Annotated in this window: 17 protein-coding genes; 7 read left to right on the top strand and 10 right to left on the bottom strand. The window is 69.5% G+C overall.

From position 1 onward, the window contains the following. Positions 1–38: 38 nt before the first annotated feature. From DI005_RS27540 to DI005_RS27525, 4 genes are read left to right on the top strand one after another with little or no spacing between them, the layout of a single operon-like run. The gene (locus DI005_RS27540; protein ID WP_113644084.1) at positions 39–1,625 is read left to right on the top strand and encodes an NCS1 family nucleobase:cation symporter-1; all 1,587 of its coding nucleotides are present in this window, start codon (positions 39–41) and stop codon (positions 1,623–1,625) included. Continuing rightward, entirely contained in the window at positions 1,576–2,418 is an 843-nt protein-coding gene (locus DI005_RS27535) for a nitrilase-related carbon-nitrogen hydrolase (protein WP_112268204.1), read from the top strand. The genes DI005_RS27540 and DI005_RS27535 overlap by 50 nt, the downstream gene beginning before the upstream one ends. Positions 2,419–2,431: 13 nt before the next feature. Further along, a complete protein-coding gene (gene hydA / locus DI005_RS27530; protein ID WP_113644083.1) occupies positions 2,432–3,817 on the top strand; it encodes a dihydropyrimidinase in 1,386 nt (461 codons plus the stop codon). A gap of 11 nt (positions 3,818–3,828) precedes the next feature. Next, a complete protein-coding gene (locus DI005_RS27525) occupies positions 3,829–4,824 on the top strand; it encodes a TIGR03842 family LLM class F420-dependent oxidoreductase (RefSeq protein WP_113644082.1) in 996 nt (331 codons plus the stop codon). A 150-nt stretch (positions 4,825–4,974) separates the two neighbouring features. Here DI005_RS27525 and DI005_RS27520 read toward each other — a convergent pair whose 3' ends face one another. After that, the gene (locus DI005_RS27520; RefSeq protein WP_112268210.1) at positions 4,975–5,475 is read right to left on the bottom strand and encodes a MarR family winged helix-turn-helix transcriptional regulator; all 501 of its coding nucleotides are present in this window, start codon (positions 5,473–5,475) and stop codon (positions 4,975–4,977) included. 90 nt (positions 5,476–5,565) lie between these two features. Between DI005_RS27520 and DI005_RS27515 the strand changes: the two genes are divergently transcribed. Then, the gene (locus tag DI005_RS27515) at positions 5,566–5,985 is read left to right on the top strand and encodes a Rid family hydrolase (protein WP_113644081.1); all 420 of its coding nucleotides are present in this window, start codon (positions 5,566–5,568) and stop codon (positions 5,983–5,985) included. On the opposite strand, the gene DI005_RS27510 is transcribed toward DI005_RS27515, so the two are convergent. The 7 genes from DI005_RS27510 to DI005_RS27480 form a co-directional block, all read right to left on the bottom strand. Further along, positions 5,982–7,214, bottom strand: a complete 1,233-nt coding sequence (locus tag DI005_RS27510) for a serine hydrolase (protein WP_113644080.1) — start codon at positions 7,212–7,214, stop codon at positions 5,982–5,984. The genes DI005_RS27515 and DI005_RS27510 overlap by 4 nt on opposite strands. Before the next feature lie 11 nt (positions 7,215–7,225). After that, entirely contained in the window at positions 7,226–8,050 is an 825-nt protein-coding gene (locus DI005_RS27505) for a siderophore-interacting protein (protein WP_113644079.1), read from the bottom strand. 277 nt (positions 8,051–8,327) lie between these two features. Then, entirely contained in the window at positions 8,328–9,356 is a 1,029-nt protein-coding gene (locus DI005_RS27500) for an aminotransferase class IV (protein ID WP_112275778.1), read from the bottom strand. A 55-nt stretch (positions 9,357–9,411) separates the two neighbouring features. Continuing rightward, the gene (locus DI005_RS27495) at positions 9,412–10,926 is read right to left on the bottom strand and encodes an APC family permease (RefSeq protein ID WP_233520330.1); all 1,515 of its coding nucleotides are present in this window, start codon (positions 10,924–10,926) and stop codon (positions 9,412–9,414) included. Between the two features lie 130 nt (positions 10,927–11,056). Further along, complete coding sequence (locus DI005_RS27490) at positions 11,057–11,986, bottom strand: LysR family transcriptional regulator (RefSeq protein WP_228714141.1); 930 nt, start codon at positions 11,984–11,986, stop codon at positions 11,057–11,059. A 131-nt stretch (positions 11,987–12,117) separates the two neighbouring features. After that, positions 12,118–13,998 (bottom strand): FtsX-like permease family protein, encoded by a 1,881-nt coding sequence (locus DI005_RS27485; RefSeq protein ID WP_113644078.1) that lies wholly within the window; start codon positions 13,996–13,998, stop codon positions 12,118–12,120. Between the two features lie 3 nt (positions 13,999–14,001). After that, the gene (locus DI005_RS27480; protein WP_113644077.1) at positions 14,002–14,772 is read right to left on the bottom strand and encodes an ABC transporter ATP-binding protein; all 771 of its coding nucleotides are present in this window, start codon (positions 14,770–14,772) and stop codon (positions 14,002–14,004) included. A 125-nt stretch (positions 14,773–14,897) separates the two neighbouring features. Here DI005_RS27480 and DI005_RS27475 point away from each other — a divergent pair, with 125 nt between their 5' ends. Both DI005_RS27475 and DI005_RS27470 read left to right on the top strand, forming a co-directional pair. Then, positions 14,898–16,607, top strand: a complete 1,710-nt coding sequence (locus tag DI005_RS27475; protein ID WP_113644076.1) for a GMC oxidoreductase — start codon at positions 14,898–14,900, stop codon at positions 16,605–16,607. 13 nt (positions 16,608–16,620) lie between these two features. Next, entirely contained in the window at positions 16,621–17,247 is a 627-nt protein-coding gene (locus DI005_RS27470; protein WP_113644075.1) for a TetR/AcrR family transcriptional regulator, read from the top strand. 116 nt (positions 17,248–17,363) lie between these two features. On the opposite strand, the gene DI005_RS27465 is transcribed toward DI005_RS27470, so the two are convergent. Both DI005_RS27465 and DI005_RS27460 read right to left on the bottom strand, forming a co-directional pair. Continuing rightward, positions 17,364–18,896 carry a DHA2 family efflux MFS transporter permease subunit gene (locus tag DI005_RS27465; RefSeq protein WP_113644074.1) on the bottom strand — a complete coding sequence of 511 codons (1,533 nt, stop codon included), beginning with the start codon at positions 18,894–18,896 and terminating at the stop codon, positions 17,364–17,366. A gap of 151 nt (positions 18,897–19,047) precedes the next feature. Beyond that, positions 19,048–19,983, bottom strand: coding sequence for an SMP-30/gluconolactonase/LRE family protein (locus DI005_RS27460; RefSeq protein WP_113644073.1), 936 nt, complete (start codon positions 19,981–19,983; stop codon positions 19,048–19,050). Positions 19,984–19,992: the final 9 nt, after the last annotated feature.

Raw genomic sequence — 19,992 nt, 5'->3', positions numbered from 1 at the left:
AGTGCCGGGCGCGTGCGCGAGGCGAGCAGGATGCCGCAATGGAGCCGACCACCGCACAGCTTCGGCACCCGGACGGCCGGGTGGAACTACGCGATGTGTCGTCTCTCCACGGCAGCCGGTATTTCAACGCCGAACTCGCCCCGGTGCCCGTCGAGCGACGAACCTGGACCACCTACAACTATTTCGCGCTGTGGATGGGAATGGCCCACAACATTCCCTCGTACCTGCTCGCCTCCGGCCTGATCGCCATCGGGATGAACTGGGTCCAGGCCTTTCTGACGATCACCCTCGGCAATCTGATCGTGCTCATTCCCATGCTGCTGAACAGCCACGCGGGCACGAAGTACGGCATTCCGTTCCCCGTGTTCGCCCGCGCGTTCTACGGCGTGCGCGGCGCCAACCTCGCCGCGCTGCTGCGCGGCTTCGTCGCCTGCGGCTGGTTCGGCATCCAGACCTGGGTCGGCGGGCAGGCGATCTTCGTGATCCTCGGTGAGCTGGTCGGCGACGGCTGGACCACCGCGCCAGCGGTGCTGGGCCAGCCGTGGACGATGTGGCTCGGCTTCCTCGCGTTCTGGGCGTTCCAGATGCTCATCATCTGGCGCGGGATCGACGCGGTGCGCCGGTTCGAGAACTGGACCGCACCACTGGTGACGGTGGGGTTCCTGATCCTGCTCGGCTGGGTGCTGGTGGAGGCGGGCGGCTTCGGGCCGATCTTCTCGCAGCCGAGCGAGCTGGGCTGGGGCACCGAGTTCTGGTCGGTCTTCGCACCGTCGCTCATGGGCATGATCGCGTTCTGGGCGACGCTGTCGCTGAACATGCCCGACTTCACACGCTTCGGCATGAGCCAGCGCAAGCAGGCGTGGGGGCAGGTGCTGGGCCTGCCGACCACGATGTCGTTCATGGCGATCGTGTCGATCATGATCACCTCGGGCGGCATCGTGATCTACGGTGAAGCGATCTGGGATCCGGTGCTGCTCGCGGCGCGGTTCTCCTCGCCGGTCGTGATCGTGATCGCGCTCGTGGGACTGACGCTGGCCACGGTGTCCGCCAACCTCGCCGCGAACGTCGTGAGCCCGTCCTACGACTTCTCCAACGCCTTCCCGAAGAAGATCAGCTTCCGGGTGGGTGGCCTGATCACCGGGGTCATCGGCATCGCGATCCAGCCGTGGAACCTCATCTCGGACCCCAACATCTACATCTTCGCGTGGCTGAACTTCTACGGCGGCATCCTCGCCGCGGTGGCCGGCGTGCTCGTCGCGGGCTACTGGGTGCAGACGCGGACCAGGCTCGCGCTGGCCGACCTCTTCGCCGACCGCGGCGGGCGGTACTGGTTCGACGGCGGCTGGAACTGGCGGGCGCTCGTGGCCACCGCGGTTGGCGCGCTGCTCGCGGTCGGCGGCGCGTACTCCGCGCCGGGCGCGGGCCCGTTCCCCGAGGACGGGCTGATCCCGCCGATCAAGGCGCTCTACGACTACAGCTGGGCGGTCGGCCTGGCCGGCGCGCTCGTGGTGTACCTGGCGCTGTCGCTGCCGAACATGCGGCAGGCGCACGTTCCCATTCCGGAGGAGGAGACAAGTGAGCGAACTGGTGAGAGCCGGCTTGGTCCAGCAACGGTGGACGGGTGACAAGGACTCCATGATCGCCGGCGCGGTCGACGCGATCGCGAAGGCGGCGTCGCAGGGAGCGCAGGTGGTGTGCCTGCAGGAGCTGTTCTACGGCCCCTACTTCTGCCAGGTGCAGGACACCGAGTACTACTCCTACACCGAGGGCATCCCGGACGGCCCGACGACGAAGCTCATGCAGGAGGTCGCCGAGCGGCACGGCGTGGTGCTCGTGGTGCCCATGTACGAGCAGGAACAGCCCGGCGTCCTGTACAACACCGCCGCCGTGATCGACGCCGACGGCACCTACCTCGGCAAGTACCGCAAGAACCACATCCCACAGGTGAAGGGGTTCTGGGAGAAGTTCTACTTCCGGCCCGGCAACATGGGCTACCCCGTTTTCGACACCGCGGTCGGCCGGATCGGCGTCTACATCTGCTACGACCGGCACTTCCCCGAGGGCTGGCGCGCGTTCGGGCTGGCCGGAGCGAAGATCGTCTTCAACCCGTCGGCCACCAGCCGGGGCCTCTCGCAGTACCTTTGGCGGCTTGAGCAGCCCGCAGCGGCGGTCGCCAACGAGTACTACGTCGGCGCGATCAACCGAGTAGGCGTGGAACCCTTGGGCGACAACGACTTCTACGGCCAGACCTACTTCGTGGACCCGCGCGGCGAGCTCGTCGGCGACGCGGCCTCGGACACCGAGGACGAGGTCGTGGTCCGCGACCTCGACATGGACAAACTGGCCGAGGTGCGGCAGCTGTGGGCGTTCTACCGCGACCGCAGGCCCGACTCCTACACCACGCTCGTCAACCCGTGAGGCGGTGAGTGGGATGCGGACACTGATCAAGGGCGGCACGGTGCTCAGCTCCACCGGCGCCGTGGCCGCCGACGTGCTGGTGGACGGCGAAACGATCGCCGCGGTCACCGCGCCTGGCGTGTTCACCGAGGCCGAAACGGTGCTCGACGCGGCAGGGAAGTACGTGCTGCCGGGCGGGATCGACGCCCACACGCACATGGAGATGCCCTTCGGCGGCACGTTCTCTGCCGACACGTTCGAGACGGGCACGCGCGCGGCCGCTTTCGGCGGAACCACCACGATCATCGACTTCGCCGTTCAGGTCAAGGGAACCTCGTTGCTGTCCACACTGGACAAGTGGCACGAGAAGGCCGAAGGCGACTGCGCCATCGACTACGGCTTCCACATGATCGTCTCCGACGTCAACGACGCGACGCTCAAGGAGATGGAGTCCTGTGTGGACGCCGGGGTGAGCAGCTTCAAGATGTTCATGGCCTACCCGGGCGTGTTCTACTCCACCGACGGCGAGATCCTGCGCGCCATGCGCAAGGCGACCGAAACCGGCTCGACGATCATGATGCACGCCGAGAACGGCATCGCGATCGACCAGCTGGTCGCGCAGGCGCTGGCCGAGGGCAGGGGCGAGCCCGTGCAACACGGCTACACCAGGCCGCCGGAGCTGGAGGGCGAGGCCACGTCGCGGGCCATCACGCTCGCGAAGGTCACCGGCGCGCCGCTCTACATCGTGCACCTCTCGGCCGCGCAGGCGCTCGCGGCCGTCGCGGGTGCGCGCGACGAGGGGCAGAACGTCTTCGCCGAGACGTGCCCGCAGTATCTCTACCTGTCCATCGAGGACCTCGCGAAACCGGGTTTCGAAGGCGCGAAGTACGTGGCCTCTCCCCCGCTGCGCGAGAAGTCGCACCAGACGGACCTGTGGCGGGGGCTGCGCACCAACGACCTGTCGGTGGTGTCCACCGACCACTGCCCGTTCTGCTTCAAGGACCAGAAGGAGCTCGGCCGGGGCGACTTCTCCAAGATTCCCAACGGAATGCCGGGCGTCGAGCACCGGATGGACCTGCTGCACCAGGGCGTGGTGGCCGGGGAGATCTCGCTGGCGCGCTGGGTGGAGACGTGCTCGACCACGCCGGCGCGGATGTTCGGGCTCTACCCGCGCAAGGGGGTGATCGCGCCGGGCTCCGACGCCGACATCGTCGTCTACGACCCGAAGGCGGAGCAGACGATCTCGGCGGCGACGCACCACATGGCCGTGGACTACTCGGCGTACGAGGGCATGCGCATCACCGGCGCGGTGTCGACGGTGCTCTCCCGTGGCCGCGTGGTGGTCGACGGCGGCGAGTACCACGGATCGGCGGGGCACGGCCGGTTCCTCTCCCGCGACCTGTGCCAGTACCTCAACTAGGGGGCGGGACAGTGGACTTCGGTGTGGTGCTGCAGACCGACCCGCCCGCGAGCGAGGTCGTGCGGCTGATGACGGCGGCCGAGGAGCAGGGCTTCGGCTACGGCTGGACGTTCGACTCGGTGGTGCTGTGGCAGGAACCGTTCGTGATCTACTCGCGGATCCTCGCTGCGACGTCGTCGATGGTGGTGGGGCCGATGGTGACCAGCCCCGGCACGCGCGATTGGTCGGTGCTGGCCTCGCTCTTCGCGACGCTCAACGACATGTACGGCAACCGCACGGTGTGCGGGATCGGGAGGGGTGACTCCGCACACCGGGTAGTCGGCAAGCCACCGTCCACATTGGCCACGCTCAGGGACTGCATGCACGCGGTCAAGGAGCTGGCCGAGGGCCGGGAGGTCGCGTTCGGCGACACTCCGGTGCGGATCCCGTGGGTGCGCGACGGGCGGCTGGAGATGTGGATGGCCGGCTACGGCCCGAAGGCGCTGAAGCTGGCCGGTGAGCAGGCTGACGGGTTCATCCTGCAGTGCGCGGACCCGGCGATCGCCCGCTGGACGATCGGCTCCGTGCGGGAGGCGGCCCGTGCGGCGGGACGGGACCCTGCCGGGATCACGGTGTGTGTCGCCGCGCCCGCCTACGTCGGCGACGACCTGCCGCACCAGCGCGAGCAGCTGCGCTGGTTCGGCGGGATGGTCGGCAACCACGTCGCGGACCTGGTGGCGCGCTACGGCGACTCGGGGCCCGTGCCACACGAGCTGACCGACTACATCGCGGGCAGGCACGGCTATGACTACGCCCACCACGGCAAGGCGGGCAACCCGTCGACCGACTTCGTGCCCGACGAGATCGTCGACCGGTTCTGCCTGCTGGGCCCGGCGGCCGCGCACGTCGCGCGACTGGAGGAACTGGCCGCCCTGGGGGTCGACCAGTTCGCCGTGTACCTGATGCACGACCAGCGCGAGCAGACGCTCACCGCCTACGGCGAGGAGATCATCGGGAAACTGGGGTGATCACCTGAGCGCCCGCTTCGGACGACGCTGCCGGCAAGTCCGTCCCAGCTGCAGTGAAGGCCACCTTCACTGCGTTGAACCAACACAGTGGCGCGCAGCGTCTCCGTTTGGGTGGCGGTGGGAGACGGGCGGGCGCAGGCATGGTGGCCTTCACTGCAGGTCGCTCGGGCGGATGCGGAGCTTGGCGGCGATGCGGGCGAGCGCCTTCTGGTCGGCGGCGGTGAGCGGGTCGAGCACGAACTTCCGCACCGAGCGGACGTGCGTGGGCGCGGCGGCGACCACCACCTCGTAACCGCTGTCGGTGAGCGTGGCGACGGTGTAGCGGCCGTCGTCCGGGTCCGGCGACCGCTCCACCCAGCCCCGCTGCTCGAACCGCTTGACGACGTTGGACAGGCGCGAGAGCGAGCCGCTGGCCAGGTAGGCCAGCTCGCTCATCCGCAGGCGGCGCTGCGGCGCCTCGGAGATGTGGCTGAGCACCAGGTACTCGAAGAGGGTCAGGCCTGCCGCGTGCTGCAGCGGCGACTCCAGCCGCCCCGGCAACAGCAGGACCAGCGAGACCAGCCCGGTCCACGCCTCCTTCTCGTCCGGGGTCAGCCACAACGGCTCGTCCGCGGCGTCGTCGCCGGAGTCCGGGATCGCGGTACTGGCCATGGGGGCACCATACCCAGGGGTCATGACTTCATGCATGAAGTGAAGTGTGCTAGGTTGACTTCACGCATGAAGTGAATCGAAAGGATTGCGATGAGTGAGCCGGAGTTCTTCGCCACGCCCGGATACGGTGAGACGCAGCTGGCGAACATGCACTACAACCAGGCCGTGCGCATCGGCGACCGCGTCGAGATCTCCGGGCAGGGTGGCTGGGACGACGACTGGAACTTCCCGGAGTCGCTCGAGGACGAGATCGTGCGCGCCTTCGACAACGTCGAGCGGACACTCGCCCAGGCGGGCGCCACGTGGCGGGACGTGATCGCCGTGGACTCCTACCACATCCCCGAGTCCGCCGACTTCATCGGCGAGGTCCACAACCGCGTCATGGTGGAGCAGCTGCGCAAGCGGATGGGCGACCGCGCACCCATCTGGACGGAGATCGGCGTCGCGGCCCTCGGCGCCCCGAAGATGCGCGTGGAGATCCGCGCCACGGCCATCGTCGGCTCGGCCTAGACCAGCGCCTGGTACACGAGCTGGCGCAGTTGCTGGCGCAGCGGGTGGGTGCTGGAGGGCAGCAGCTGGGTGAAGAACAGCACGGTCAGCTCCTCGACGGGATCCACCCAGAACGCCGTGCTGGCCGCGCCGCCCCACGCGTACTCTCCGGCGCTGGAGAGGGTCTTCGCCTTCACCGGGTCCTGCAGCACCGAGAAGCCGAGCCCGAAGCCGAAGCCGTCGAACGGGATCTCGGCGAACAGCGGGCGTCCGAACTGCTCCAGGTCCGCCCCGCCGGGCAGGTGGTTGCTCGCCATGGCGCGCACCGTGCGCGGGGCGAGCAGCCGCACGCCGTCCAGCTCGCCGCCGCGCAGCAGGAACTGCGTGAAGCGGTGGTAGTCGGCGGCGGTCGACGCGAGCCCCGCTCCGCCCTGCAGGCACAGGGGCTTGCGCTTGATGCCGTCGCCGAAGGCGTCGTTGCGGACCGCGCGGCGGGTGCCGGGCTCGGGCACGTAGAGCGCGGCCAGCTGCTCCTGCGCCTGGCCCTCGACGGCGAACGCCGTGTCGGTCATGCCGAGCGGGCCGAAGATCCGCTCGGCGAAGAACTCGTCGAGCGGCTGTCCCGACACGACCTCGACGAGCCTGCCAAGCACGTCGGTGGCGACGGAGTAGTTCCACTCCGAACCCGGCTGGAACACCAGCGGCATGCTCGCCCACGCCTCGCAGCACGCGGCGAGGTCCTTGCCGGGCGGTGTGCTCCACTCGAACCCGGCCGCGCGGTAGAGCGCGTCGACCGGGTGCGCGTGGTGGAAGCCGTAGGTGAGCCCGGCGGTGTGGGTGAGCAGGTGCCACACGCGGATCGGCTCAGTAGCGGGTTCGGTGACGGGCCGCAGCGACGAGCCCTTGGTGTAGACCCGCATCTCGGTGAACTCGGGCAGCCAGCGGTGAATGGGGTCGGTGAGGTCGAAGGCGCCCTCCTCGAACAGCATCATCGCCGCGACCGACGTGATCGGCTTGGTCATCGAGAAGATGCGCCAGCGGGTGCCGACCTCGACCGGGAGCCCGGCCTCCAGGTCGCGCCGCCCGCACGCGGACAGGTGGACGATCTTGCCGCGCCGCGCAACCACGGTGAGCCAGCCGGGCAGCAGGCCGTCGTCGACGTAGCGGGACATCCGGCGGTCGACGCGGAGAAGCCGGTCCGCGTCGAACCCGAGCTCGGCGGGGTCTGCCTCGACCTTGAGATCCGTCATGTCTGAAGGTTCTACCGGACGGCGGCGGCTTCCTCCTGCGCCCGTTCGGCTGCTTTCTCCTGCCGCCACACCTCGTCGGTGCGGCCGCGGCGCCAGTAGCCGGAGATCGAGAGCCGGTCCTTCCGCACGCCGCGCTCGTCGAGCAGGTGCCTGCGCAGCTCCTTGACGAACCCGGCCTCGCCGTGGACGAACGCGTGCACGTCGCCCTCGGGGAACTCCAGCTCCCGCACGGCGGCGACGAGGTCGTCCCCCTCGGCGCGGCGCAGCCAGCAGATCTGGGCGTCGCCCTTGGTCGCCAGGGGCTGTTCCTCGGCGGCGTCCTCCACGAGCACGAACGCGCGCACGGGCGCGCCCGCCGGCATCGCCTCCAGCGCGGCGCCGATCGCGGGCAACGCGCTCTCGTCGCCGACGAGCAGGTGCCAGTCGGCGTCGGCCGAGGGGGCGTAGGCGCCGCCGGGTCCGAGCAGCCACACCTCGTCGCCGGGCCGCAGGCTCGCCGCCCACGGCCCCGCGAGGCCCTCGTCGCCGTGGTGCACGAAGTCGATGGTCAGCTCACCGGCGGCAGCGTCGTAGTAACGCACCGTGTACGTCCGCAGGCGGGGCCAGTGCTCGCTCGGCAGCTCCGCCTTGATGGTCCGCATGTCCAGCGGCTCCGGGTAGGTCACGCCGGGCGACGGGAAGGCGACCTTCACGTAGGCGTCGGTGAACTCGTTCGGCCGGAAAGCGGCAAGACCCTCACCACCCGAGACGACCCTGATCATGTGGGGCGTGATGCGCTCGGTGCGCAGCACCCGCAACCGGATCACCGGGCGGTTGCGATCGCGTGGGTCCGCCATGCGTGACTCCTCTGCAGCGCGGAAAAGCGTATGTAGATAAGGCTAGCCTAACATCTACCACCACGAGCCCGTCTGGTCTGCTGTCGTAGCTGGCTCCCACCTGCGCGGTTGGGTCACCAGGCGGTGCCGCGGCTCCTCTGTGCTCGTGGCGTGTCCGGCCGCGCGGCCGGCACCCCATGACGCTACGCGGCGGCCGGGTTGAAGCCGAGCGTCCCGGACCGATGCGGGCTCCGCGGCGAGCACTGAGCCGGCGGACACCCGTCCGCGCCGCGAGCCGTCAGTAGTCGATCGCCTCGACGAGCGGCGACGGCTCGTCCATGAGGGCCCAGAACCGGTCCCGCAACGCGACGGTGATGGAGCCAGGGGTGCCGTCCGACACCGGCGCACCGTCCAGGGACGTGATCGGGGTGACGCCTCCCGCGGTTGTGACGGCGATCAGCTCGTCCGCGTCGTAGAGCTCCTGGCTGGTCACGTCACGCAGTTCGGCGTCGATGCCCATGGCGTTCGCGATCTCGAACACGGTTCGGCGCGTGATACCGGGGAGCGCGTTACGCGACGGCGACACGAGCCGGCCGTCCTTCACGATCACGACGTTGAAACCCGGCCCCTCGGCAACGCAGCCGTCCGCGTCGAGGAGGATCGCGGTCCGCGCACCACGATCCTTGGCCTCGAAGCTGGCGGCGGTCAGATCACCCCACTGGTAGTTCTTCACGGTCGGGTCGATCGTGTTGCGGCCCGCCCGTCGCACGTGCCGGGGAACGATGGCCGATGTCCCGAAGATCTGCTCATGTGGCGGGAAGGCCCACAGGTACGGGATCGCGTAGACGTACACCTGCGTGGTCAGCTTGGACAGGTCCTTCTCGCCCTTGCGCGCGCCGAAGCCGCGAGTCAGCGTGATGTTCACATAGGACTCACGAAGCTGGGACAGCGCGACGCAACGCTTCGCGATGCTCGCCAGCTCCGCCTTGGTCAGCGGCGATGGCAGCCGAAGCTTCCGTGCGCCGTCGAGCAGCCGGTCGATGTGGTCGCCGAGACGGAAAATGTTGCCGTGCCAGACGTGCGCCACGGTATAGGTCAGATCGGAATGGCCGAATCCCGTGTCGAAGATCGAGATTCGCGCCTCCGAGGCCGGGACGTACTCGCCCTCGATCCACGCCGCTCCCCCGGCGAACCGGCTGGAGGTGTCCAGTGCGTAGTCGCTGTACTGGATGACCGAACCCGCGGGGGTGTCCTCGCGGATGGCTCCGGGTTCCACGCTTACGAGGTTGGTGGTGGCGGAATCGCTTGCGGAGTCGGTGATCGCCATGATGAGTCCTTTCCTGAAACGTGCGGATATCAGCGAACAAGGGAGACCGGTGGGGTCAGGCCGCCTGGTCGTCGCGGACGACACCGGCGCCGGCCAAGCGGCGACGCAGCCGGCCGCGCAGCCCGAACGCCCACCACGCCGCCGCGACGGCCACGACGCCGAGGAAAACCCAACCGTTGCCCGCGAACTGCGGAAGAAAGATCAGGACCGCGGCGACGACCAGGAACACGACCAGGCTCACCACGTACAGCGGCATCCGGAGGCGACCCAGGTCGAAGGTGCCGGGGTCACCAGCGGGGATCGTGCCGCGGCGCGCCCCGATGATCAGGCCGATGGTCTGCAGGATGAAGACCGTGAAGAAGGCCAGCGATGCGATCCCGATGATATAGGTGAACGCGGTCTCGTTGATCAACGCTGACAGCAGCAGCAGTGTGGAAAGGCAGCCGAGACCGATGACCGCGTTGGTCGGCGTGAGACTGGTCGGCGACACGTGCCGCCAGACCCGCGAGAAGGGCAGCATGTTGTCGCGGGCCATCGAGTAGGTCAGCCGGGTGGCGACCAGAATGTTCGCCAGCAGGCACGCCAGGATGTTGGTCAGCGCGACCGCTACGACGATCTTGGTGACCACCGGTCCGGCCTGCTGGGTGATGATCTCCTCGATCGGGGCCGAGGGGCGGGCGAGCACCGCGTCGCTGTCCCGGATGGCCAACACGTAGACGATGTACATCAGCAGCTCGATAACGATGGACGAGGCCAGCGCGTAGAACATCGTCCTGGGGATGACACGCCGGCTGTTCTTCGTCTCCTCGGCGACGTCGGCGCACGACTCGACGCCCAGCAGCCCGAAGAACGGCCCGAGCGCGGCAGCCAGCCAGGCGACCGCGTAGCTGCCCTCCTCGCCGGAACCGCCGGCGGTGAACAGGACCGACAGTGGTTGATGCCGGTCCGGGGCCGAGAACGCGAGCACCCCGACCAGGATCGTCGCGCCGATGGTGACGGCGAGTTCGAGACTGACGCCGATGTTGTTGACCATCGTCGCGAAACGCACACCGTAGATGTTGATCAGGACGCAGACCGCGACGACGCCGATGGCCACCAGGATCTGCGCCGCCTGGCTCATGTTCCAACCGAACAGACCGCCGAGGTATCCCGAAAGGACATAGCCGACGCCGGTCATGCCACAGATCCATCCGGCGAGCGCGATGGATCCGGTGAACCACCCGAGGGTCGGGCCGTTGATCCTGCTCGTCCACTGGTAGGCGTAGCCGGCAAGCGGGATCTTCGCCGCCAGGTCGGCTGCGATGGCGGCCCAGACCGCGAACACCACGCCCGCGATCAGGAGCGTCCAGACGAAGGGCGCGCCCGCGCTGGTGTATCCGGCGCCGAAGCCGGTGAAGACCGCGGTCGTGGCGCTGATCGTGGCAAACCCGATGGCGAAGGAGGCCAGGGGACCGACGGACCGATCGAGCTTCTGTGTGTAGCCGAACTCCGCGAGGCGGGCGTCTTCGTCGTCAGCGCCATCGGCGCTGGAGGACGGCGCGCCTGCCCGGAACATCTCGGCGTTGCTCATGGTCGCTCCAGTTCGGACGGGCGGACCGCGTCGGGCGGCCGCGTCTGCTGACTGGAGCCAGCACACCGGAGACTCGGGCGTGAGGGAAGTTCCTTCTTCTCATGGGATCAATAGCCTGGGTTTATCGGCCTCAGTGCTCTTCGAGCCCGTCGCTGCCCCAGTTCTGCTGAACGTGTCGCACGAACAAGTCACCTTCCCGGGTCAGCAGGCCCGGATCCCAGACCAAAGCCGTGTCGCTCGGGGGCCGTCCCGTGATGGGCACGTAGACCACACCCGGTCTTTCGTACAGTCGCGCACATGCCTCGGTCGTGAAGCTGATGCCAAGGCCCCTGGCGACGTAGGTGGTCTCCGCCTCGTATGTCGCCGCCGTGGCGGCGATCGTGGGCGCGCGCCCGCCCCTGGCATCCATCGCGAGCCAGTGTTCGCGCCAGCTGCCCGCCGTGTCCGGTGCGGCGACGATCGGTTCGTCGAGCAGTTCGCCGATCTCGACCTCGTTCCGGCCCGCGAGGCGATGGTCGCGGGGCAGGCACGCCACCCAGTGCTCCGAATCGACGACGTGTACGCGATGACGGGGAAGGTCCACCGGCGGACGGATGAGGGCCAGCTCGACCGTCCCGTCCGCCAAACCCGCCGTCGGATCCGAGAAGTCGAACTCCGTCGCCTCGACGGTGATCTCGGGATGCGCGATCTCGAAGTGTCGAACCATCCGGAACAGGAGGTCCGCTCCGGTGCCGATCAGATAGCCGAGCCTGATACGACCGGCTCCGGGGTGGGCGAGCGCGACGAGCTGGTCGACGGCGGCGTCGACATGCTGCAGCGCTTCACGGGCGGTCGGCAGCCACGCCGCGCCGACTTCCGTCAGCGATACCTCCCTGGTGTTCCTGGCGAACAACACGACGTCGAGCTGGCGCTCCAGCTGTTTGATCGCAGTCGAGAGCGCGGGCTGCGTGATGAAGAGCCTGTCGGCAGCCCGGCGATAGTTCAGCTCCTCCCCGAGGACGACGGCGTATCGCAGCTGCCTCAGCGTGACCGCGGCGTTGTTGACGACTGCCTCCCGCACGGCTCGAAATCCGATTGGCCGGATATTACCTGTTCAGGGCCTTTTGGCGACGCTAGAGCAGCTGATCCTAACCCCCGGTGCGCACTCGGCGGATCCTGCCGAAGACGCACCCTGGCTTCGAACAGGTCGACTCACTCGCCGGCACCAACGAGGGCTACGGGCCGTGACCGCGTGGCCGCCAGCGTCGTCCAGACGTTCGTGCCGCCGACGACCAGCAGCGCACCGGCGACTGTGAGCCCGAGCAATTCCCACGGCACCACGACCGTCGCCACGCCGGAGATGCGGGCCGTGGCGCCCGCGATGCCCGCGAGGGTGCCCGCGGCGGCGACTCCGCCGAGCAGCAGCCCGACCGCGGTGACGGCCCACGACTCCACAAGCGCCATGCGCACGACCTGGCCCCTGCTGAGTCCGCTCACCCTCGCCACCGCGAACTCCCGGCGACGCTCCGCGGCCGCGATCACCACGGCGTTGACCACCGCGATCAGCGCGTACAGGCCCGAAAGGCCGAGCACGACCGTCATGATCCCGGAGCTGGTGTCCTGCTGCCTGCTCGCCGAGGCCGTGATCCACTCGTCGAGCGTGCTGACCTCGCCGAGCCCGCGCGCCCCGATCGCCTCGGCGACATCGCTTGTGTCGGCGCCGGGCTCCACCCGCACGATCGTCTCCGCCGTGGCCGCCGAGGCGACCGGATCCGGCACCAGGCCCGGTGGCAGCAGGATCTCCTCGCCGCCGCCCATGGTCTGCGGCAGGACCGCGGCCACGCGCAGGGTGACCGTGCGCCCGCCGATTCCCGCCTCCAGCTCGGCACCGAGCGGGTAGCGGCCGGAGCCGACCGCCACGGTGTCGCCACGCAGGTCGGCGAGCGACCCGGCCTCGGGCGCGCGGCGGTACGTCTGCGCGTAGGCCGCCGGGTCGACCACCGCGGCGTCGAAGTCCTCGGTCTCGGTCTCGACTTCGCCGTCGTCGACGGTGCGCGTGGTGACCGTCATCGGCACCCGCAGCCGCTCGGCGGCCACGGCGACGCCGGGCACCGACTCCAACCCGGCCGCGCCCGGCCCGGTCGAGGTGACCACGAGGTCGCCGGCGAGGTCGCGGCGCTGCTCGTGCTCGCTGGCCCGGTCGATCGAGGCGAGCACCCCGGTCTGGCCGACGAGCAATGCGACGAGCACGAGCAGCGGCGCCGCTGTGGAGGCACTGCGCCGCACGCCGTCGCGGAGGTTGGCCTGGGCCAGCGTGCCCAGCGTGCTGCCGCGCAGCAGGAGCCCGAGCAGGCGGCCCACGAGCGGCACCACCAGGGGACTCAACGCGCTGAGCGCCACAGAGGCGGTAAGTGCCGCGTTGATCGTGAGCGGGATGGCGCCCTCCGGGCCGACGAACGCGGAGACGGTCACGAGCGCGACCGTGCCCGCGAGGAACAGCAGTCCGAAGAACCACCGGGCCCCGGTCATCACCCTGGCTCCCTCGCCGGTGTCGCGCAGCGCGCCGAGCGGGCGGACCCTGCCCGCCCTGCGGGAGGCGGCCAGCACACCGGCCAGCGCGACGCCCACCCCGACGCCGGCCGAGACGCCGAGAATCCAGTCCCGCCAGCGCGCCGCGAAGTCCGGCGGCACGAACCCGAGCGAGGTCAGCAGCGACGTCTGCACGTCCATCGCGACGAGGCCGAGCGGCACGCCCGACGCCGTGCCGAGCACGCCGAGCAGCAGCGCCTCCGACAGCAGGAGCCTGCGCACCTGCCCCCGGCCCGCCCCGACGAGCCGCAGGAGCGCGAGGTCGCGCCTGCGCTGGGCGACGGTGAACGCGAAGGTGGAGCTGACGATGAAGACGGCGAGGAACGTCGAGACGCCCAGGGTGATCGCGAGCAGCGCGATCGCCTCGACGAGCCCGGACGTCGCCGCCGTGACGAGGATCAGGAGTGAGGACTGCACCAGCGCCACGCCGAGGCACACGGTGACGATCGCGCCGATGAAGAGCTGCCAGCGTTCGCGGAAGGTGCTCCAGGACAACCGCAGCACGGCTCAGCCCTCCAGCCGCGCGAGGCGCTCGGCCACCTCTGCCGCGCTGGGCGCGTGCGCGTGGTCGACGATGCGGCCGTCGGACAGGAACATCACGGAGTCCGCGCTCGCGGCCGCGGCCGGGTCGTGGGTGACCATGACGATGGTCTGGCCCACGCCGTCGACCATTTCCCGCAGCAGGCGCAGCACCTGGCGGGCGGAGGTCGAGTCGAGCGCGCCGGTGGGCTCGTCGGCGAAGAGCACGCGGGGCCGGGTCACCATGGCGCGGGCGATCGCGACGCGCTGCTGCTGGCCGCCGGAAAGCTCGCGGGGCCGGTGCCGCCTGCGTTCATCGAGCCCGACGCTCGCGAGGACCTGTCGCACCGCCTTGGCCGAGACCCGCTGCCCGGCGAGCTTGAGCGGCAGCGTCACGTTCTGCTCGGCGGTGAGCGAGGCGATGAGGTTGAAGCTCTGGAAGACGAAGCCGATCTCACTGCGCCGCAACGCCGTCAGCTCCGCGTCGTCGGCGGCGGTGAGGTCGTGCTCGCCGAGCAGCACCTGCCCCGCGCTCACGCGTTCGAGCCCGGCCGCACAGTGCAGCAGCGTCGACTTGCCCGAGCCGGACGGGCCCATCACGGCCGTCCACGAGCCCTGCGCGAACGCGACACTCACGTCGTCGAGCGCGCGGACCTGGGCGTGCTTGCCCCCGTAGTGCCTGCTCACGCCTCGTAGCTCGACGGCGGCGGGCGTGCGGCCCGCCGTCTGCTGCCACCGGGTCCCTGCGGGTGCTGTCATGGCTCCATCTCACCGTCGGCGAGCGCCCGGGTCAGCGGTGTCCGCCCCCGGATCTGGGTAGGGGCCGCCCTACCGTGGGAGTGACTCCTCTTGACACATTGCCAACAAGCGGTCAACGTGTCCGCATGACGCAGTTCGACTACGACGTCCTGGTCATCGGCTCCGGCTTCGGCGGCTCCGTCAGCGCACTGCGCCTGACGGAGAAGGGCTACCGGGTCGGCGTGCTCGAGATGGGCAGGCGGTTCGCCGACGAGGAACTGCCGAAGACGTCGTGGCGGCTGCGGGACTATGTCTTCGCGCCGGCGCTCGGCTGCACCGGCATCCTGCGGATGACCCCGCTCAAGGACGCGCTCGTGCTCACCGGCGCCGGCGTTGGCGGTGGCTCGCTCGTCTACGCCAACACGCTCTATGAGCCGCCGGACGCCTTCTACGCCGACCGGCAGTGGGCGCACATCACGGACTGGAAGGCCGAGCTCGCGCCGTACTACGACCAGGCCAAGCGCATGCTCGGCGTGACCCGCTACCCGCTCACCTCGCCCGCGGACGAGGTGATGCGCGCGGTCGCCGAGGACATGGGCATCGGCCACACGTACGGCCCGACGCCCGTCGGCGTGTACTTCGGCGAGGAGGGCACGAAGCCGGGCGTGCGCGTGCCCGACCCGTTCTTCGGCGGCGTGGGACCGCAGCGGCGGACGTGCACCCACTGCGGCGAGTGCATGACCGGGTGCCGCCACGGCGCGAAGAACACGATGGTGAAGAACTACCTCTACCTCGCCGAGCAGGCGGGCGCGCGCGTGCACCCGATGACCACGGTCACCGAGGTCCGGCCCCTGCCCGGTGGCGGGTACTCGGTAGCCACCGTCCACACCGGACGCCCCTGGCGGCGCCGGACGTTCACGGCAGAGCAGGTGATCTTCTCCGCCGCGGCGCTCGGCACCCAGCGGCTGCTGCACAAGATGCGCGACCGGGGCGTGCTGCCCCGGCTCTCGCCGAGGGTCGGGGTGCTCGCGCGCACCAACTCCGAGGCGATCCTCGCCGCCCGCACCACGCGCAAGGACACGGAGTACCACCGCGGCGTAGCGATCACGTCCTCGATCCATCCCGACGAGGTGACACACGTCGAGCCCGTGCGCTACGGCAAGGGCAGCAACCTCCTCGGCCTGCTCGGTGCGGTGCTCACCGACCCCGTGCCCGGCAAGCGGCGCTGGGTGCTCGGGCTCAGGCAGATGTGGAAGCACCGGAGGTCGCTGCCCGCGCTGCACAACCCGAGGCGCTGGTCGGAGCAGACCATCGCGCTGCTGGTGATGCAGACCCTCGACAACTCCGTGACGACCTACACCAAGCGGGGCCTCTTCGGCAGGCGGCTGAAGACGAAGCAGGGCATCGGCGAGCCGAACCCGACGTGGATCCCGGCGGGACACGAGGTCACGCGCCGGGTCGCCGACAAGATCGGCGGCCTGCCCGGCGGCGGCTGGAACGACCTGGCGAACATCCCGCTCACCGGGCACTTCATCGGCGGTTGCGCGATCGGCGACTCCCCCGAGACCGGCGTCGTGGACCCGTACCAGCGGCTGTACGGCTACGAGGGCCTGCACGTGGTGGACGGCTCCACGATCACGGCCAACCTCGGCGTGAACCCGTCGCTGACCATCACCGCACAGGCGGAGCGGGCCGTGGCGATGTGGCCGAACAAGGGCGAGGAGGATCCGCGGCCCCCGCTCGGGGAAAGCTACCGACGAGTCGCTCCGGTGGCACCGAAACACCCGGTCGTGCCCGATTCCGCGCCTGGCGCACTGCGGCTGCCGCTCTTTCCGGCGAAATCGGAACCGGCGTGAGAAACTGCACAACATGACCGCGGAATCGGCACCCAAATGGCGACGGCTCGAGCCGGACGAGCGCAGGGAACAGATCTTCAAGTGCGCGGCGCAGTTGTTCGGTGAACGGCCGTATGCCGAGGTGTCTACATCGGACATCGCAGCCAGGGCCGGCGTCGCGCGTGGTCTGATAAACCACTATTTCGGGACGAAGCGCGAACTTTATCTGGCAGTTGTCAAAAGGGCACTCACCGTGCCGCATGTCGCGGTGGCACAGTTACCGTCCGGTTCCGTAGAGGAACGGACCGATGCCGCGGTCGAATGGTTCCTCGACATGGTGAGCAAACAGGAGAAGATGTGGCTCGCCGCAATCACGCCCGAGGGCATCGGACGGGACCTGGAGGTGGAGCAGATCGTCGACGAGGCCGACCGTCGCTCCGCCGACCGCGTACTCGAGGCGATGGGCTTCGCCGAGGACGACCCGCGCTGGGAACAGCTCAACGCGCTGGTGCGCGCCTACGGCGGCATGGTGAAGGCCGCGGGACGCGAATGGCTCGTGCGCGGCACGCTGAGCCGCGAGCAGGTCCACAAGCTGCTGAGCACCCAGCTGCTGACCCTGGTGACCGACGTACTCCCCCAGATCAGCCCCGCCCCGCGATAGCCGCCGCCCGACAGCACCCAGGGGCAAGCCTCGAGAAACGGCCCCCAAGGCCACCTTTGTTGCGTTGAGTGCAACAAAGGTGGCCTTGGGGGCCGGTAACGCGAGTGGGCTTCGGGTCAGTGGGCGAGCATCGGCGGGGTGGGGGCACCCTCGTCGTCGCCGACCGGCGGGGCGGCGGGCGGGCGCTTCGGCAGGAACAGCGCCGGGATGATGCAGAGCGCCACCAGCAGCAGCGACCACACGAACGTCGACGCGAACGAGTCGGCCGCCAGCACCGCTGCGGCGTCGTGCGTCTGCGGGTTCTGCAGCGCCGCCGTCGCCGCGAGCTGACCCTGGCTGGTCTCCACACCGAACTTCCCGGCCAGCAGCGCGGCGAGGATGATCGACATCACCGCGGCGCCGACGGCACCGGCCGTCTGCTGGATGATGTTCAGCGCACTCGACGCCTGCGCCACGTCCTTCTTCCTCAGCGTCTGCAGCGCTGCCGACATGATCGGCATCATCGACGAGCCCATGCCGAGGCCCAGCACGAACAGCGACACCATCAGCAGCCAGTACGGCGTGTCGGCGGCGGCCTGCGCCCACACGGCGAGCCCGGCGAGGATCACCACGAGGCCCGGCAGCACGATCTTGCCCGCGCCCGTGCGGTCGGCGAGCCTGCCCGCGATCGGCATCATCACCATCGCGCCGAGCCCCTGCGGCGCCAGCAGCAGTCCGGCCCGCAGTGCCGTCTCGCCGCGCACGAGGATGAAGTACGTCGGCAGCAGCAGCATCGCCCCGAAGAACGCGATCGCGAACAGCGACATCGTGATCGCCGCGATGGAGAACGTCCGGTCGCGGAAGAGCTTCAGGTTCACGAGCGGGTTCTCCACGCGCAGCGCGCGGACGATGAACCCGGCGATCAGCACGACGCCGAGCGACATCGGCAGCCACACGCTCGTCTCGCCGATCCCACCGGCGGCCGGGATGTCGGACACGCCGTAGATCAGCAGGGCCAGGCCGGGCGAGAGCATCAGCATGCCCGGGAAGTCGAACCGGCCCGCTGGCTGCGGCTCGTCCTTCGGCAGCAGGCGCCATGCGAGGTACAACGCGACCGCACCGATCGGCACGTTGATGTAGAAGATCCAGCGCCAGCTCACCGAGTCGACCAGCCAGCCGCCGAGGATCGGGCCCGCGATCGGGCCGAGCAGCATCGGCACCCCGAGCACCGCCATGACACGGCCGACGCGCTGCGGGCCCGCCGCCCTCGTCATGATCGTCATGCCCGCCGGCATCAGCATGCCGCCGCCGAGACCCTGGACCACCCGGAAGGCGATCAGCGACTCGATGCTCCACGCCATGCCCGCCACCACGGAGCCGACGAGGAACAACACGATCGCGAGCATGTAGAGGCGTTTGGTGCCGAACCGGTCGGCCGCCCAGCCCGTCACCGGGATCACCGTGGCGAGCGCCAGCATGTACCCCGTCGCGACCCACTGGATGGTGTCGAACGACGTCTCGAACTCCAGCGTCAGCTGCTGCAGCGCGACGTTGACGACGGTCGTGTCGAGGATCGCCATGATGGCGCCCACGACCACGACGCTCGCGATCTTCAGTACACCCCGGTCGAGCTTGTCATCGGCCGGCGACGGTCTGTCACCGGCACTCATTTCCGAAGTCGTCATCAAAACCGTTTCTCGTGAAAAAGGCACCAAAAACAAGAGGCGCCAAGAAGAATTTCCCCCACTTCAGTGGACAATCGTACCCGTGCCGGAATTCGGTCTACAACGCGTCAAGGCGTGTCCGGGATCACTTCCGGCATCACTTCCGGGGCACGCGCGTGACCGCGAGGCATCGCAGCACGAGGCTGCCGAAGTACAGCTGACCGGCGCGCTCCCGCACCCCGGTGAGCATGTGGAAGCCCTCGATCTCGCCTTCGAGCCGGTGCACGATTTCGCCGAGGGCGGACACTCCGAGCACGCCGCACGTGCGCGTCGGCGACGGCTGCAGCCAGGTGGGGAGCTTGCGTACCACCGCCCTCGCGGGCGAGGGCAGCTTCCGGACGCGATCGAGCGAGGCCACCTTCGGGCTCGCCTGCGTCACCCAGATCAGGCCGTCGCTGCCCGTGGAGATGTTGTCCGGATATCCGGTAACGTCGTCGAGAAAAATGTCCTCCGTGCCCGTTTTCGGTCCGGCCAGCCAAATTCGGCGCAACCGGAACGCCCCGGTCTCGGCCACCGTCACGAACGACTCGTCTGGCGCGAGTGCCACGCCGTTGGCGAACTGCAGCCCGTCGGCGATCCGCTCCACCGCGCCGTCCGGCGTGCGGCGGAAGAGCCGGCCGGTGCCGGTCTGCTCGATGAGATCGTCGCGCCACTTCTCGATCGGGTACACCGTGGAGCTGTCGGTGAAGTAGATCGTGCCGTCGCCGGCCACGGCCGCGTTGTTGCAGAACAGCATGGGCTCGCCCTCGACCTCGCCCACCAGAGTGCGGACGGAGCCGTCCGCGACCGACACCGCGAGCACGCCCTTGCGCGCGTCGCAGACGAGCAGCTCGCTCTCGTCGCCGAGGAACTCCAGTCCCAGCGGCCGCCCGCCGGTGTCGGCGACGGCGTCGATCCGCCTGCCGCCGGGACCCACGCGGATGATGCGGCCGTCGTCGAGTCCGGTGTAGACACCGCCGTCGGCGTCCACCAGCACGTCCTCGGGGCCACGTCCGTTGACCTGGATGAGCTCGACCTTGCCGAACCGCGCCATGCCGTCCTC

Origin of the sequence: Prauserella sp. PE36 (genome assembly GCF_003311655.1) — a bacterium.
In the GTDB taxonomy this organism is placed as follows: Bacteria; Actinomycetota; Actinomycetes; order Mycobacteriales; family Pseudonocardiaceae; genus Prauserella_A; species Prauserella_A endophytica.
Note: the sequence above shows the minus strand (reverse complement) of the source record. Positions and strands in the feature narration are given on the sequence as shown.

Excerpts from the sequence above, each read along its gene's own strand:
- DI005_RS27505 (WP_113644079.1), bottom strand. The coding sequence starts at position 8,050 with ATGGCGGACCCACGCGATCGCAACCGCCCGGTGATCCGGTTGCGGGTG.
- hydA (WP_113644083.1), top strand. The coding sequence starts at position 2,432 with ATGCGGACACTGATCAAGGGCGGCACGGTGCTCAGCTCCACCGGCGCC.
- DI005_RS27460 (WP_113644073.1), bottom strand. The coding sequence starts at position 19,983 with ATGGCGCGGTTCGGCAAGGTCGAGCTCATCCAGGTCAACGGACGTGGC.
- DI005_RS27515 (WP_113644081.1), top strand. The coding sequence starts at position 5,566 with ATGAGTGAGCCGGAGTTCTTCGCCACGCCCGGATACGGTGAGACGCAG.
- DI005_RS27500 (WP_112275778.1), bottom strand. The coding sequence starts at position 9,356 with ATGGCGATCACCGACTCCGCAAGCGATTCCGCCACCACCAACCTCGTA.
- DI005_RS27495 (WP_233520330.1), bottom strand. The coding sequence starts at position 10,926 with ATGAGCAACGCCGAGATGTTCCGGGCAGGCGCGCCGTCCTCCAGCGCC.
- DI005_RS27465 (WP_113644074.1), bottom strand. The coding sequence starts at position 18,896 with ATGAGTGCCGGTGACAGACCGTCGCCGGCCGATGACAAGCTCGACCGG.
- DI005_RS27475 (WP_113644076.1), top strand. The coding sequence starts at position 14,898 with ATGACGCAGTTCGACTACGACGTCCTGGTCATCGGCTCCGGCTTCGGC.
- DI005_RS27520 (WP_112268210.1), bottom strand. The coding sequence starts at position 5,475 with ATGGCCAGTACCGCGATCCCGGACTCCGGCGACGACGCCGCGGACGAG.
- DI005_RS27480 (WP_113644077.1), bottom strand. The coding sequence starts at position 14,772 with ATGACAGCACCCGCAGGGACCCGGTGGCAGCAGACGGCGGGCCGCACG.
- DI005_RS27540 (WP_113644084.1), top strand. The coding sequence starts at position 39 with ATGGAGCCGACCACCGCACAGCTTCGGCACCCGGACGGCCGGGTGGAA.
- DI005_RS27510 (WP_113644080.1), bottom strand. The coding sequence starts at position 7,214 with ATGACGGATCTCAAGGTCGAGGCAGACCCCGCCGAGCTCGGGTTCGAC.
- DI005_RS27470 (WP_113644075.1), top strand. The coding sequence starts at position 16,621 with ATGACCGCGGAATCGGCACCCAAATGGCGACGGCTCGAGCCGGACGAG.